This is a genomic window from Bradyrhizobium sp. (assembly GCF_035484855.1).
Taxonomy (GTDB): domain Bacteria; phylum Pseudomonadota; class Alphaproteobacteria; order Rhizobiales; family Xanthobacteraceae; genus Bradyrhizobium.
In genome coordinates, this window is the sequence record NZ_DATHOP010000204.1 from 35,223 (window position 1) to 50,212 (window position 14,990).

Genomic DNA, 14,990 nt, shown 5'->3' on the forward strand with positions numbered 1-14,990 from the left:
AGCCCTCGCCAATCGGGCGATCAACCCGAGCGCGGGCGGTCAATCGAACATCGAATATCGAACAAAAGGGAGGATCTATGAAACGCAGGACGTTTCTCGGCGCAACGATCGCCACCGCCGTCGTCGGGCGGACTTCGGTTTTACGGGCCGACGAGCCGCCGATCAAAATCGGTATGTCGATGCCCCAAACCGGCGGCCTCGCGGCCGGCGGCAAGGCCTCGCTGCTCGGCATCGAGATCTGGCGCGACGACGTCAACGCCAAGGGCGGGCTGCTCGGCCGCAAGGTCGAGCTCGTGGTCTATGACGACAAGTCGAGCGCTTCCGAGACGCCGGCGATCTATTCGAAGCTTCTGGACGTCGACAAGGTCGATCTGTTGTTCGCGCCCTACGCGACGGTGCCGACGGCGCCGATCATGCCGCTGGTCAAGCAGCGCGGCCTGTTGCTGATGGGGAACTTCTCGTTCCAGGTCAACAGCAAGGTCCACCACGACATGTGGTTCAACAATGCGCCCTGGGGACCGGCCGACAGCTGGGCGGCGGCTTTCCTCGATCAGGGGGAGAAGGCGGGTGGCAAGACCATGGCGCTGCTGACGGCGGACCAGGAATTCGCCCAGAATCTGGCGCTGACCGCGCGGAATGTCGCCAAGAACAGAAACCTGTCGGTGGTGTTCGACCAGTCCTATCCACCGAACACGGTGGAATTCTCCGGCATCATCCGTTCGCTCAACGCAGCCAAGCCCGACATCGTCTATGTCGCGTCCTACCCGCCGGATTCGGCCGGCATCCTGCGCGCCGTGAATGAAATCGGGGTCGCCGACAGCGTCAAGATTTTCGGCGGCGGCATGGTCGGCCTGCAATTCGCCTCCGTGATGGAGAACATGGGCTCGCTGCTCAACGGCGTCGTCAACTACAACACGTGGCTGCCGGAAAAGAGCATGTATTTCGACGGCACCAAGGAGTTCTTCGACAAATACACCAAGCAGGCGATCGCGGCCAAGGTCGATCCGCTGGGCTACTATCTGGCGCCCTACGGCTACGTTTCGGGCCAGCTCGTCGAGGCGGCCGTCAACGCCACCAAGTCGCTGGACCAGAAGGGCATCGCCAAATATCTGCACGCCAACGAAATCAAGACCATCGTCGGCCCGATCGCCTTTGCCGAAGACGGCGAGTGGAAGCAAACCAACACGCTGATGGCGCAGTTCCGTGGCGTCGTTGACAAGAACGTCGAGCAGTTCCGCCAGCAGGGCAAGCAGGTGATCCTGTCGCCGGCCAAACTCAAATCGGGCGATCTGATCAGTCCGTTCGAGGCGGCACGGAAGTAGACTCGCGTTTTCTTTTTCGGCAGTGTCGTCGAGTTGACCGGGATCGGGGCAAATATGCTCCGATCCCGGTATGGCGATTGGGCTTGCGCATGCAAGACGGGGAAGCGGCTCGAGGCGGGGTCAAGGGGGTCGTTTAAGTGATATCAATGGACCTGCTGCTCAATGCGGTGGTGCTCGGCGTGCTGCTCGGCTGTTTCTATGCGGCGGTCAGCCTCGGGCTGTCGGTCTCGTTCGGCCTTTTGGATGTGCCCCACGTCGCCCATCCGGCGTTCCTCATCATGGCGTCCTACGGCGTGTTCTTCCTCAACGACAGCTATGACATCGATCCCCTGCTGGCGGGGCTGATGATCACGCCGCTGTTGTTCGTGTTCGGCCTCATCGCCTACCGCATCTATTACGAGACCTTCGAGAAGCGCGGCACCGACGCCGGCGTGCGCGGCATCGCGTTCCTGTTCGGCATCGCCTTCATCATCGAGGTGCTGATCATCCTGCAATTCGGCGTCGACCAGCGCTCGGTCAGCGCCTCCTATATCGGCAAGGCCTGGCGGCTCGGCGACATGCGGATCCCGGTGCGGCTGCTGGTCGCCTTCGCGGTGGCCTCGGCGCTAACCATCCTGCTGACGCTGTATCTGTCGAAAACCTTCATGGGACGCGCGATCCGCGCGGTCGCGCAGGACCAGGAGGCGCTGCGGCTGATGGGCGCCAATCCGGTCCGGATCAAGCAATGGGCGTTCGGCATCGCCACCGCCGTGCTCGGGATCGCCGGCGCGCTGCTGATCATCGTCGCCCCCGTCGAACCGACGCTGGACCGCGCCTATATCGGCCGCACCTTCTGCGTCGTGGTGATGGCGGGGCTCGGCAGCATCACCGGCACGCTGATCGCCGCCATCATCCTCGGCGTCGCCGAATCGATCGTGCTGAGCACGGTCGGCGCCTCCTGGGCGCCGGCGATTTCGTTTGCCATGCTGCTGGCCGTGCTTGCGATCCGGCCGCAGGGCCTGCTCGGCAGGCGGTCATGAGACGCGACAGCATCGGCTTCTGGATCGCGATGGTGCTGTTTCTCGGCGCCGTGCTGCTGGCCACCCAAGTGGTCGGCAACGAATATCCGTTCTTTGCCGGCTATGTGATCCTGCAATTCATCGTGCTCGCGGTGGCATGGAGCATCCTCGGCGGCTATGCCGGTTACGTGAATTTCGGCACCAACGCGTTTTTCGGCGTGGGCGTCTACACCGCCGTGTTCCTGGTCAAGGCAACCGGCGCCTCGCTGTTCGTGCAGATCGCGACCGCAGCAGTAGTCGGCGCCCTGGTCGGGCTCGCGGTGGGCCTGTTGACCCTGCGCATGCAAGGCATCTTCTTTTCGATCGCCACCATCGCGTTGTCGATCGTGATCGAGACCTCGGTGACGAACTGGCGCTATGTCGGCGGCGCGGCCGGCATCCAGCTGCAGCGGCCGCCGGTGATGGAACCGTTTCACAGCTATGTGCAGATGCTGTTCTTCGTGCAGGCGCTGCTCGTGGTGCTGGCGATTGCGATCGCGCGCTACATCCAGCGCTCGTGGCTCGGCCGCGGCCTGCAGGCGCTCAAGGACGACGAGCTTGCCGCCGAATGCACCGGCGTGCCGACCTTGCGGCTGAAGCTGATGGCGTGCGTCGTCTCAGGCGCCCTGATGTGCGCGGCAGGCGCGCCCGCCGCCATGTACCTGCAATACGCCGATCCGTCGTCCGCCTTCAATCTCAATTACTCCGTCACCGTGCTGGCGATGTCGCTGATCGGCGGCACCGCGAACTGGATCGGCCCGGTGCTCGGCGCGATCCTGCTCGGCGTGACGCAACAATTGCTGGCCGTCACGATCTCCTCGGAAGTCAATGTGCTGGTGCTCGGCGTGATGCTGGTGTTGTTCGTGGTCGCAGCCCCCGAAGGTATCCTCGGCCTGATCCGCAGAATCGTCCATATTCGCGCCGGGAGCAAAGTATGACGTCGTCGGGCGGAAGCGAACCCCTGCTGCGGATCGACGCGGTGACCAAGCGCTTCGGCGGCTTCGTCGCACTCGACAATGTCAGCGTCGATATCCGTCCCGGCGAGCGGCTCGGCCTGATCGGCCCGAACGGCTCCGGCAAGACCACGCTGATCAACTGCATCTGCGGCGCGCTTCGCCTCGATGCCGGCACCGTGACGTTCCGCGGCGAGGACGTCTCGAGGCTGCCGCCGCATGTCCGCACGCGCCGGGGCATCGCGCGCAGCTTCCAGATCCCGCGTCCCTTCAAGAGCATGACGGTCGCCGAAAACCTGATGGTGGCGCTCGATTTCGCGAAGGTGGCAGGCGGCTTCGTCCCCGAGGCGCAACGCCGCGACACCGTGATGTCGGTGCTGACGCGGACCGGGCTTGCCGCCAAGGCCGACATATCGACCACCCGGCTGAGCCAGGTGGAATTGCGCAAGATGGAGCTTGCGCGCGCGATGGCGACGCACCCGAAGCTTTTGATTTCCGACGAGGCAATGGCCGGACTTTCCGCATCCGAAGTCGACGAGGTGCTCGATCTGCTGCTGGTGCTCGCGAGCGAGGACATGACCATCATCATGATCGAACACATCATGCAGGCCGTGATGCGGTTTTCGCAGCGCGTGATGTGTCTCGACGCCGGCAGGATCATCGCGATCGGCGCGCCCGCCGAGGTGATGGCCAATCAGCGGGTGCAGGAGGCGTACCTTGGCACTTAGCCTCGCCATCAACGACGTCGACGCCGGCTATGGCGCGGTCAAGGCCCTGCGCGGCGTCACGCTGCATGTCGAGGCCGGCGAGACCGTGGCATTGCTCGGCACCAACGGCAACGGCAAGAGCACGCTGATGAAGTGCGTGGCGGGCCTGGTCCGTCCGCAGCGCGGCAGCGTGCGGCTGACGATCGACGGCAAGGTGCACGATTTGACCAAATTGCCGACTGAAGCCATCGTCGATCTCGGCGTGGCCCTGGTGCCCGAGGGACGGCGGCTGTTTGCCAGGCTGACGGTGCTGGAAAACCTGATGCTCGGCGCCTTTCGCAAGGCCGCGCGCCGCGACATCGATCGCAACCTCGCGCTCGCCTTCGAGACGTTTCCGGCGCTGCAGGAGCGGCAGCGCCAGCTCGCCGGCACCATGTCGGGCGGCCAGCAGCAGATGCTGGCGCTGGCGCGCGCGCTGATGTCGTCGCCACGGCTGTTGTTGATCGACGAGCCTTCGGTCGGCCTGTCGCCGCTGCTGGTGTCGCAGACCATCGCCAAGATCGGCGAGCTCAACAAACGTTTCGGCCTGACGGTGCTGATGGCGGAACAGAACTTCAACCAGGCGATCCGCATCGCCGATCGCGGCTACATCATCGTCCATGGCGAGATCGTGGTTGCGGCAGCTTCGGTCGACGAATTGAAGGGCAATGACGTCGTTAAGCGGCTCTATCTCGGCGGCGTCGCGTAATGGCCAGGGAGGATAACCGAAAGCGCGATTGATCCGTCGGGTTGCCGCGACCCGAGACGCACGAACAATCAGCCTACACGATGCCTATGTCGGTCAGTCGAAAGTCACTACCCTTGCAGAGTAACGACGCTCCCATTGTTTTTGCGAGCGCGTACGTAAAGCAGCCTCCATAGTTGAAGGCCGCACCATGACCGGTTCCCTTGCCGAACCGCAGATGCGCCGAGCGGGCTGCCTGCGCCTGATCCACGGTCACCAGTTGCGGATGCCCGCCGCCTTGATGAAATCGTCCAGCCATCGCTCGGCCTTTTGTGGAGCGATCTTCTTCAGCCCACGCAGCACGATTGAAGTCTCCACCAGGTTCGCAGTTGACATCACCGGGTCTTCGTCGGCTGCGATGCTTCGCGCGTAAATCTCGGCATCATCTTCCTGGCGGAAGTTGCGATCACGGCCGGGCTGTCGACCACGATCATGTCGGCAGGCCGTGCTCGTTATAGCCGAGGATTTCGTCCGGGCTGCGTCCGGTATCGGGCAGCACGGCACACTGGCTTCCGATCTTCATCAACCTCGCCGCAACCAGGTCGGGACTCCGACGCCGGCATTCGCGTGCCAGCCGCTCGCGCAAGGCGACTGTGACGGCCGCGGTCAGGCTTTCGCCGGTGAGGCCGGCGACCTCGGTTGCGAGCTTATGGGCTTCGCCATTCTTGATGTTCAGATGCGTGGCTTTTGCCATGGTAGAAATATGTGGATCTAACATCGACGCAAGCTTGCGAAACAGGCTACGTTTGCAGATAAAAACAAGGAGACGACGCCATGCGCAAGGTCTGGATCGAGGCGGCGCTGAACGGTCCCTGGAGCCGCGCGATGCAGCCGGGCATTCCCGACACCGTCGAGGCCATCATCGCCGAGGGGATCGCCTGCGCGCGGGCCGGAGCCACCATCATTCATGCCCACGCCTATGACGGCGGCGGCCCGCAGACGTTCGACTGGCAGGTCTATGCCCGCATCATCGAGGGCATCCGGGCACAGGTGGACGTGCCGGTCTATCCGTCCTACCCGACGATCCAGACCACCGACCTCGAGGGCGCCCGCTCGGTCGCGAACGCCGCCGATCGGTTCGCCCATATCGAGGCGCTGGCCGCGCGCGGCCTGCTCGAATTCGCGGTGGCCGATCCCGGCAGCGTCAATTTCACGCTGACGGCGACGACGGCGGCGGCAAGCCCGGCCGGCACCTACCTCAATCCGGAAGCCCACATCCGGCACGCGCTGGATTTTGCCGCGCGTCATGGCTTTCATCCGGCGTTCGCGATCTATGAACCGGGTTTCACCCGCGCCGGCGCCGCGCTGGCGCGCGCAACGGGAGTCAAGACGCCGATCTATCGCTTCATGTTCTCCGAGCAATTCGCGTTCGGCTTTCCACCGAAACCCTACGCGCTGGCAGCGCATCTGGCGCTGCTGGAGGAGGAAGCGGGCGCTGCGCCCTGGATGGTCGCGGGGCTCGGCGTCGAGATCACACCGTTGATCGGCGAGGCCGTCGTCCGCGGCGGCCACATTCGCGTTGGGCTGGAGGATGCGCCGCTCGGCACGAGCGCGGACAATCTCGGACTCGTCGAGGAAGCGGTGCGGATGGTGCGCGCGCACGGCGGCGAGCCCGCTTCGGCCGCCGATCTGCGGCGGGATCTCGCGGCATTGCCGTAAACCTCTGCGTCATGCATCTGTGATGTTTTTCACATTTCCGCCCGCGCAAAACTGCAATATCGTGCGCGATACCGGGCGTCGCCTTTGCAGGAGGGGATCGTGCGTCGAGGCGCATTGCTTGCACTTACCATTCTAGCAGATGCCGTTCTAGCAGGCCTGTTTGCCGGCGCCGCGCCGGCCTCTGCCGATACGCGCGTCGCGCTGGTGATCGGCAACGGCGCCTATGCCCACGCGCCGCATCTGCCCAATCCGTCGAACGATGCGCGGGACGTCGCCGCGGCGCTGAAGCGCAACGGCTTCGACACCATCCTCGGCATCGATCTCGACCAGGCCGGCATGCAGGACGCCGCGATCCGCTTCGCGCGCGCCGCGCGCACCGCCGATGTTGCGATGTTCTACTACAGCGGCCACGCCATGCAGTATGCCGGCGTCAACTACCTGATCCCGGTCGACGCCGAACTCCGCGACGAGGCGGACCTGCGGCGGATGGCGAGGGTCGACGAGATCCTCGGCGACCTGCAGCAGGCCAAAAACCTGCGCATCCTGGTGCTCGACTCCTGCCGCGACAATCCGCTGGCCGACAACCTCAAGCGCTCGATTGGGACCACCCGCGGCGTCAGCATCGGACATGGGCTGGCCAAGATGGAGAGCCCGGACGGCACCATCATCTCCTATTCCACCCAGGCGGGGCGGACGGCGGAGGACGGCAGCGATCACAACAGTCCCTACACCTCGGCCTTTCTCCGGCACATCGAAGACAAGGACGACATCGCCAACGTGTTCCACCGCATCGGCGCCAGCGTCTACCAGTCCACCCAGGGCAAGCAGGTTCCGGAACTATCGCTGTCGTTTTTCGGGGAGTTTTATCTGAACGGCAAGTTGCAGGTCACCGTCGGCCCGGGCGCGGCGCCCGCGCCAGGCGCGCGGTCCGATCCTTGCGCCGCGGCCGAGGCGCACTGGAAGAGCGCGGAGGCGATCGGAAGCATTGCCGCGTTCGAGGACCATTTGGCGTACTTCCCCAACTGCGCCTTCGCCGGATTAGCCCGGGCCCGAATCGACGGCCTGAAAAACAAGGTGGCGATCGCAGCACCACCGCCGACCGCGATCCTCCCCGCCAATCCCGCGACGCTGCAAAATGGCCTCGTCGCGCACTGGCCGCTCGACGCCGACACCACGGACCTCGCGACCAACACGGCGCGAGACCTCAGCGGCAACAACAACAACGGCATGCTGGTCCGCATCTCGGCCACGGCGCCGCCGCCCCCCGGCAAATCCGGCGCGGCGCTGAAATTCAATGGCGGCAATTCGGTGCAGACGTCATTTGCCGGTGTGCTGGGCACTTCCGCGCGCACGATTTCGATGTGGCTGAAGACGACCCAGACCTCGCCACAGGGTGGAAAGAACACGTCGACACTGTTGGCCTATGGCGACGGGCACAAGAGCGCGTCGAACTGGTGCCTCAATCCCGGCTATTTCGTCATCGCCAGCAACGACAGGTACGGCGGTTCGGTCAACCATCGCGGCATCACCGTCGATTTTCCGTGCAACGCCGCGGTCACCTATGACGCGGCGATCTACGACGACCGATGGCACCATGTAGCCGTCGCGATGCCCGATTCCGGCACGACCTCGAACATCAGGGTCTATGTCGATGGCGTTCTGCAGACCAATGTGAGCTTCATCGCTCCGGGCAGTTTTAACACCGGCACCGGAACCAACGTGCAGATCGGATACGATTCCTATTACAACCTCGGCACCAACAACAATGGCGGTTTCCAGGGCGCCCTCAGCGACGTGCGTATCTATAACCGGATGCTCTCGCCGCAGGAGGTCGCGCAGCTCTACTCGACGGGCAATTAGAGCATGATGGCGTTAAGTGGAATCGGCACTGGATTCGATTCACCTCGCCCCGCTTGCGGGGAGAGGTCGGATTGCGAAGCAATCCGGGTGAGGGGGACCCTCCGCGAGTCGCGCTCGCCGAGGCAGCCCCTCACCCCGACCCTCTCCCCGCGCAAGAGCGGGGAGAGGGAGCACACCTCCACTGCCGTCATAGCTCAACCTAAACTTATCTCGCTCCAGCAGGGTGGAACGACCGCCGCAGAGCCCTGTCGAACCTATCCTCACGCCGGCGAGACCAACCGGTTGGCCGGGAATTGGTCCGGTTCGGGGAGTGTCTCGTCATGGCCGGCCGGATCGGCATCATCTCGCGATTGATGGTCGCCGCATTCCTGCTGTACGCCGGCATGGGATCGATGGCGCATGCCGAGAAGCGCGTGGCGCTGGTGATCGGAAATTCGGCCTATCGTACGGTGGCGGTGCTGCCGAACCCCGCTTCCGACGCCAGGCTGATGTCGGACACGCTGTCGTCGCTCGGCTTTTTCGTGGTCGGCGGCGGCGCGCAGATCGACCTCGACAAGGCAGGTTTCGAGGCCGCGTTGGGCGAATTCGCCAAGGCGCTTAACGGCGCCGACGTCGCGCTGTTCTATTATGCCGGCCACGGCGTGGAGACCCACGGCCTGAATTTGCTGGTGCCGGTCGACGTCCATCCGGCCGATGAAGGCGACGTGTTTGCGCAAACCATTGGGCTGGCCGGTATTCTCGACCAGATGGAGAAATCCGGCGCCCGGATCAACCTGCTGCTGCTCGACGCCTGCCGCAACAATCCATTCAGGAGCCAGGGTGTGCGCTCGGCGACAGGCGGGCTGGCGCAGATGCAGGCGCCTCCCGGGACGCTGATTTCGTTTGCGACCCAGCCGCGCAGCGTCTCGCTCGACGGCGACGACGGCCATAGCCCCTACACCCGCGCGCTGGCCGCGACCATGCAGCACCCCGGCTTCGGGCTGTTCAAGACGTTCAACGAAGTCGGGCTGGCGGTGGAGAAGGCGACCAGGGGCGTGCAACTGCCGTGGGTGTCGACCTCCCCGATCTCGGGCAATTTCTATTTCGCGGGCAAGCCTGCGCCGCCTTCGATCGAAACGCCGGCGTCGCCCGCCGAACCTGCCCGGCTGTCGGACGATGCGCTGCGCCGCGATCTCGTCACCGACTGCGACCGCCTGGCGGGCATGCCCTACGACACCGGGCACGCGCCTGATGTTCCCGGCGTGGAGGTCGACAAGATCAATGTCGCCGCCGCGGGCGCGGCCTGCAGCGACGCGATCGCGCAATATCCTGACGTCGCGAGATTCGCCTTCGAGGCGGGGCGCGTGGCGATGGCCCGCAAAGACTATGCCGAGGCGCGGCGGCTCTACGACAAGGCTGCAGCCAGTGGTTACCCCATGGCGATGAACAATATCGGCGCGCTTTATGAGGGTGGCACCGGGGTGCCGAGGAACTATGCCGAAGCGGTGCGCTGGTACAGCAAGGCCGCGGCGCTGGGCGAGCCGATCGCCATGGTCGATCTCGGCTGGCTGTATGAGCACGGTCAAGGCGTCGCCGAGGATCTCGCGGAGGCACGCCGGCTCTACGAGACGGCCGCCAACGCCGGCGTGCCCGCGGGCATGAACAATCTCGGCCTGCTCTATCTCAACGGCAAGGGCGTTCCGCGTGACTATGCCAAAGCGCGCCAATTGTTCGAGCAGGGCATCGCGCTTGGCGACGCCGCCAACATGAACGATCTCGGGGTGATGTACATGCAAGGTTCCGGCGTCCGCCGCGACGTCAAGACGGCGCGGGAGTGGTACGAAAAGGCGGCCGCGCTCGGCAATCCCGAGGCGAAGCAGAATCTGGTGGGGCTGCCGAGGTGATAGGGAATGGGGCCGAGCCGCGCGACGGCACGCGAAAAAGATCAGGTCACCATCAGGATATTCTATCCGCTGCATCGAGCCTTGCCCTGATGCGAGTCGCCAGTTCGGCGAATGAGAACGGCTTGCTGACCAGGTGAACCCCGGGATCGAGGCGGCCGTGATGGACAATGGCGTTCCTGGTATATCCGGTCGTGAACAGCACCTTCAGATTGGGCCGCCTGCGCGTCGCCTCGTTGGCGAGTTGGCGACCGTTGATGCCGCCCGGCATCACCACGTCGGTGAACAGCAGATCGACCTCGCTATCGTTGCCGAGAATGTCGAGCGCGGCAGCGCCGTTCGCGGCTTCGAGAACGCGATAACCGAGTTCGCGCAGGCTTTCCGCCGTGTAAGCGCGCAAGGCGGCGTCGTCCTCGACAACGAGAATGGTCTCCCTGCCGATCGCGCGAGCGGCGCCCGTCGGGCGCTCTTCGGGCTTCACCGAATCGGTTTCGCCGCGATGGCGCGGCAGATAGATCTTGACGGTGGTGCCTTCGCCTACCTCGCTATAGATCTTCAGGTGGCCGGACGACTGCCGGACAAAACCATAGACCTGGCTCAAGCCCAACCCGGTGCCCCTGCCGACCTCTTTTGTCGTGAAGAAAGGTTCGAACGCCTTCTCGAGCGTCGCTTCGTCCATGCCTGAGCCGGTATCGGCCACGGCGATCATGACATATTGGCCCTGCGTCACCGGCTCGGCGAGGTCTTGGACATAAGCCTCGTCCAGATAGAAATTCGCGGTCTCGATGGTCAGCTTGCCGCCATTCGGCATCGCGTCCCGGGCGTTCAGCGCGAGATTGAGCACGGCGTTTTCCAGCTGGTTGGAGTCGGCAAAGGTGGGCCAGAGACCGCCGGCCAACACGGTCTCGAGCGCCACGGCTTCGCCGAGCGTCCGGCGCAGCAATTCGCAAATGTCGGCGACCAGCCTGTTGGCGTCGAGCGCCTGCGGCGCCAGCGGTTGCTGGCGGGAAAACGCCAGCAGCCGGCTGGTCAGCGTGACGGCGCGGTGCGCGCCCTGCAGCGCCATATCCCTCGCGCGCGAAATCCGGGACGCGGCCGCCGACGGCGGCAAGGTCGAAAGCTGACGTCCGATCGCCTCCAGCCCGCCAACCACGATGGTCAGCAGGTTGTTGAAATCATGCGCGATGCCGCCGGTCAGCTGGCCCACGGCTTCGATCTTCTGCGCCTGCCGCAGCGCTTCCTCCGCCTTCTGTCGCGCTTCGAATTCCGCCTCCAGTTCGCGCGACCTTTCCTTCACCCGCTCTTCCAGGGTTTCCGTGAAGGCGCGAAGCTGAACCATCGCGCGCTTCTGCTCGGTCACGTCGACATTGACGCCGACAACCCGCTGCGGCCGTTGCTCCCCGTCATAGAAGACGATGTTGCGGGCTTCGATCCATCTCAAGGCGCCATCGTTGGCGCGGGTGATCCGGAATTCGGCGTTCAGTTCGCGCTTGCCGGTCTCGAACGCGCTTTCGATCAGCTGATCGATCCGGATTTGATCTTCCCTGAAAATGCAGGCACGCCAGCTCTCGTATCGGCCGTCGAAACCGGCAAGCCCGTACAGCGACAGAAATTTGGGTGAGAGGCGCACGGTATTTTCGGCGACCTGCCACTCGAAGATGCCGAGGCCCCCAGCCTCCTCGGCCAATCCCAACAAATCCTCGTTCTGCTGCCGCTGAGAATCGCCACCGCGGACATCGCCGCCATCGGGAGCAGCGGCATCATCGGATCGGTCGTCGCCGGAATCGTTCACGATGAACCTGTCATCCGCCGAGCAGGCGCTTTGCCTCGGTCATTGCCTTGAGTTTGCCGAACGCCGTGCGCTGCGGCAGATGATTGAGGCCACAGGAACTGGTGACGATGGTCTGTTCCGGGGCAAGCCAGCGATATTTCTGAATGCGCCCGGCAACGAGTTCGCCGCTCTCGACTTTCGGATCCTGCACGTCGACCGCGCCGACGCCGAGCTGCTTGTTGCCCAGCAGGCCTTCATAATGGTGCGTCATGTCGTGCTCGACGAGAAACGAGGAGCATTGGATGCCGCAAATCTTGTCGGCCTTGTACCGGCCGTGGTCGAAGTAGCGGTGCCCGATCTGGCCGTCATATTCCTTTCCGACCGCATAGTTGCCCTGACAGACATGCACGGAGACATGGACGTCCGCGGGCAATTTCTCGATCGCCATGTTGATGGCTTCGACGCCTGCCGCCACCTCGTCTTCCTCCGATATCGTGAACAGAGGCTCGTCGATCTGGATGTTCTTGCAGCCGGCCGCCGCCAGCAATCGGAAATTGTAGTGCAACAGCTTGCCGAGATCGAACATCATTGCCTTGATGTCGTGGTAGTGCTCGTCATAGGCGACCTTGGCCAGCATCAGCGGCCCGGTCATCGTCACCTTCACGGGTCGCCGCGTCAGCGCCGAGACCATCTTGAACTCGTCGACTAGCCCAAGATCGATGTTGTCGAAGATTCTGGTGCGGCAGGTGGCCGCGGGATGAAACACGTCGGGATCGTGCCTGGTGATGGGTTTTGGTTGCGTGGAGCCCTGAAACGCCGGAATTTTCTGCCAGAAGAAATTCAGCATGGCGTTCGGCGGCGAGTGCCGATTATGGGTTCGCCGGTGCATTTCTCCACCGGTGACCACATCGATATTGGCGATCTCCTGATCCAGGATCGCCGCCTGGCTGGCGCGATACTGCGCGTCGGCCATCGAGGCCATCGACAATTGTCCAACCGCAACGAGCCGGTCGAGCGCCTCATACCAGTCCGGCACGCTATGTGCCCCGACCACGGTCGTTGCGTATTTGGCGTATCTCATCCCTGCCCGGCCCTCCCCTCGCCGTCCCCCAATACCGTATACGACCTTATCAGGGGACCGGTTCGCGGCAACTTGCAATGGAAATTTGGCGGCGAGCAGATGGGCTGAGTTCCAGGATGACGGATGGCATATCTGCGCGGCCCCTGTTTGCAGGTGTTTCCGGGCCGATATAAGTTCCAAAGCGCCGCCGCAACTCCGGGGTCCCCGTCATGCGCGCTTTGGTGTTACTCGCCGCATTCCTGCTCGCGCTCGTCTCACCCGCTCGCGCCGACGACGTCGCCGCAGCGCAAAGCGTCATCCGCTCCCAAGCCGAAGCGTTCAGCCATGACGATGCGGCGGCTGCCTATTCCTACGCGGCGCCCGCGATCAAGAACATCTTCCCGCGGGCCGATATCTTCATGTCGATGGTGCAGCAGAGCTACTCGCCGGTCTATCGCCACCGCAGTTTCGAATTCGGCGAGGCGCGCGCCGAGGGCGGCGTGATCGCGCAGCGCGTCCACATCATCGACGAGAACGGCGAAGCCTGGGAGGCCCTCTACACGCTGGAACAACAGGGGGACGGCAGCCTGAAGATCACCGGGTGCAGCCTGCTGAAGGCGGGGCAGGCGGTCTGACTTTCGTCATTGCGAGGAGCGCTTGCGACGAAGCAATCCACCTTGTTTCTTCGGCGACTATGGATTGCTTCGCTGCGCTCGCAATGACGGTTACGCCATCACCAGCCGGCTGCGTGAGCGGAGCAATAGCGACACCACGATCAGGATGTTGAGCGCATTCCACGCGATGCCGTTCATGAACGCCGCCGCGTACGAGCCGGTGGCATCGAAGATCACGCCGGACACCCAGCCGCCGAACGACATGCCGAACACGGATGCGAAGATCACGATGCCGACGCGGGTCGCGGCTTCGCGCGCCGGCATCGATTCGCGGACGATGATGGCGTAGCACGGCACGATGCCGCCCTGGAACAGCCCGAACATCGCGGAGATGATGTAGAGCGAGGACAGGCTGTCGAAGAACAAATAGAACAGCAGCGCAAAGGCCTGCGCCACCGAGCCGATCAGGAGCGTGCGGATGCCGCCGATCCGGTCGGCGAGAAAACCGGAGCCGATGCGGCTGACGATGCCGAACGCCATCATCAGCGACAGCATCTCGGCGCCGTGCACCGGGCCATAGCCGAGATCGCCGCAATAGGCGACGATGTGGACCTGCGGCATCGCCATCGCCACGCAGCAGGCGATGCCGGCGATGCACAGCAATACCGTCAGCGTATTGGTCGAAAGCTCGAGATCCACGCGAGGCGGCGGCGCGTTGGCGTGATCGCGCACCGTGGCGGTACCGATCTGGGCGCGCAGCAGCAGCAACAGCAGCGTCATCGCCACGGCGCAGAACGCCCCGATGGCGATATGGGTGTAGCGCCAGCCGGCGTACTGGATGCCGAAGGTGATCAGCGGCGGCCAGACCGTGCCGGCGATGTAATTGCCGCTGGCGACGATGGTGACCGCGAGCCCGCGATAGCGCTCGAACCAGTGCGAGGCCTCCGCCATCAGCGGGCCGAAGGTCGCCGACATGCCCAGCCCAATCAGGAAATGCACCGCGATGAACTGCCACAGCGTGGTCGACAGCCCGACCATGACATAGCCGGCGCCGAGGATCGCGATGCTGAGCGAAATCGCCGCCACGATGCCGAAGCGATCGGTTACCCGCCCCATGACGACGCCGCCGAGGCCGAAGCCGAGCATGGTCAGCGTGAACGCCAGCGATACCGCACCGCGGCTGGCGCCGAATTCGGTCTGCACCACCGGCAGGACGACTACGATCGACCACATGCCGACGCTGCCGATCGAGCCGATCAAAAGCGCAATCGCAAGCCTCATCCAGGCCGGGCGCGAGTCCGGAATGAAGGCGGGTGATTCTCTGCGATCTGAGGGGGCGTGCA

The 14,990-nt window shown here is 64.1% G+C and carries 14 protein-coding genes; 9 read left to right on the forward strand and 5 right to left on the reverse strand.

From position 1 onward, the window contains the following. Positions 1 to 77: 77 nt before the first annotated feature. The 5 genes from VK804_RS23305 to VK804_RS23325 all read left to right on the forward strand — a co-directional run bounded on the left by VK804_RS23305 (position 78) and on the right by VK804_RS23325 (position 4,767). Positions 78 to 1,322 (forward strand): amino acid ABC transporter substrate-binding protein, encoded by a 1,245-nt coding sequence (locus VK804_RS23305; RefSeq protein WP_325374596.1) that lies wholly within the window; start codon positions 78 to 80, stop codon positions 1,320 to 1,322. Between the two features lie 146 nt (positions 1,323 to 1,468). Continuing rightward, a complete protein-coding gene (locus VK804_RS23310; protein ID WP_325374598.1) occupies positions 1,469 to 2,341 on the forward strand; it encodes a branched-chain amino acid ABC transporter permease in 873 nt (290 codons plus the stop codon). After that, entirely contained in the window at positions 2,338 to 3,297 is a 960-nt protein-coding gene (locus VK804_RS23315; protein ID WP_325374600.1) for a branched-chain amino acid ABC transporter permease, read from the forward strand. Before VK804_RS23310 ends, VK804_RS23315 begins: the two co-directional genes overlap by 4 nt. Next, complete coding sequence (locus VK804_RS23320; RefSeq protein ID WP_325374602.1) at positions 3,294 to 4,040, forward strand: ABC transporter ATP-binding protein; 747 nt, start codon at positions 3,294 to 3,296, stop codon at positions 4,038 to 4,040. The genes VK804_RS23315 and VK804_RS23320 overlap by 4 nt, the downstream gene beginning before the upstream one ends. Further along, entirely contained in the window at positions 4,030 to 4,767 is a 738-nt protein-coding gene (locus VK804_RS23325; protein ID WP_325374604.1) for an ABC transporter ATP-binding protein, read from the forward strand. Before VK804_RS23320 ends, VK804_RS23325 begins: the two co-directional genes overlap by 11 nt. 249 nt (positions 4,768 to 5,016) lie before the next feature. On the opposite strand, the gene VK804_RS23330 is transcribed toward VK804_RS23325, so the two are convergent. After that, positions 5,017 to 5,139, reverse strand: a complete 123-nt coding sequence (locus VK804_RS23330) for a type II toxin-antitoxin system VapC family toxin (protein ID WP_325374606.1) — start codon at positions 5,137 to 5,139, stop codon at positions 5,017 to 5,019. Between the two features lie 94 nt (positions 5,140 to 5,233). Continuing rightward, positions 5,234 to 5,497, reverse strand: coding sequence for a type II toxin-antitoxin system VapB family antitoxin (locus tag VK804_RS23335; RefSeq protein ID WP_325374608.1), 264 nt, complete (start codon positions 5,495 to 5,497; stop codon positions 5,234 to 5,236). Positions 5,498 to 5,577: 80 nt separating this feature from the next. On the opposite strand from VK804_RS23335, the gene VK804_RS23340 reads away from it, so the two are divergent. The 3 genes from VK804_RS23340 (at position 5,578) to VK804_RS23350 (ending at position 10,205) form a co-directional block, all read left to right on the forward strand. Further along, complete coding sequence (locus tag VK804_RS23340; protein ID WP_325374610.1) at positions 5,578 to 6,462, forward strand: 3-keto-5-aminohexanoate cleavage protein; 885 nt, start codon at positions 5,578 to 5,580, stop codon at positions 6,460 to 6,462. A gap of 99 nt (positions 6,463 to 6,561) precedes the next feature. Further along, positions 6,562 to 8,322, forward strand: a complete 1,761-nt coding sequence (locus VK804_RS23345; RefSeq protein WP_325374612.1) for a caspase family protein — start codon at positions 6,562 to 6,564, stop codon at positions 8,320 to 8,322. Positions 8,323 to 8,642: 320 nt separating this feature from the next. Next, complete coding sequence (locus VK804_RS23350; RefSeq protein ID WP_325374614.1) at positions 8,643 to 10,205, forward strand: caspase family protein; 1,563 nt, start codon at positions 8,643 to 8,645, stop codon at positions 10,203 to 10,205. Between the two features lie 52 nt (positions 10,206 to 10,257). Here VK804_RS23350 and VK804_RS23355 read toward each other — a convergent pair whose 3' ends face one another. Further along, positions 10,258 to 11,994 (reverse strand): ATP-binding protein, encoded by a 1,737-nt coding sequence (locus VK804_RS23355; RefSeq protein ID WP_325374616.1) that lies wholly within the window; start codon positions 11,992 to 11,994, stop codon positions 10,258 to 10,260. Positions 11,995 to 12,004: 10 nt separating this feature from the next. After that, positions 12,005 to 13,054 carry a hypothetical protein gene (locus tag VK804_RS23360; RefSeq protein WP_325374618.1) on the reverse strand — a complete coding sequence of 350 codons (1,050 nt, stop codon included), beginning with the start codon at positions 13,052 to 13,054 and terminating at the stop codon, positions 12,005 to 12,007. Between the two features lie 209 nt (positions 13,055 to 13,263). Here VK804_RS23360 and VK804_RS23365 point away from each other — a divergent pair, with 209 nt between their 5' ends. Next, the gene (locus VK804_RS23365; protein ID WP_325374620.1) at positions 13,264 to 13,668 is read left to right on the forward strand and encodes a DUF4864 domain-containing protein; all 405 of its coding nucleotides are present in this window, start codon (positions 13,264 to 13,266) and stop codon (positions 13,666 to 13,668) included. 90 nt (positions 13,669 to 13,758) lie between these two features. Here the strand turns inward: VK804_RS23365 and VK804_RS23370 are convergent, their stop codons facing one another. Beyond that, on the reverse strand, positions 13,759 to 14,928 hold the full coding sequence (locus VK804_RS23370; protein WP_414642835.1) for an MFS transporter: 1,170 nt from the start codon (positions 14,926 to 14,928) through the stop codon (positions 13,759 to 13,761). Positions 14,929 to 14,990: the final 62 nt, after the last annotated feature.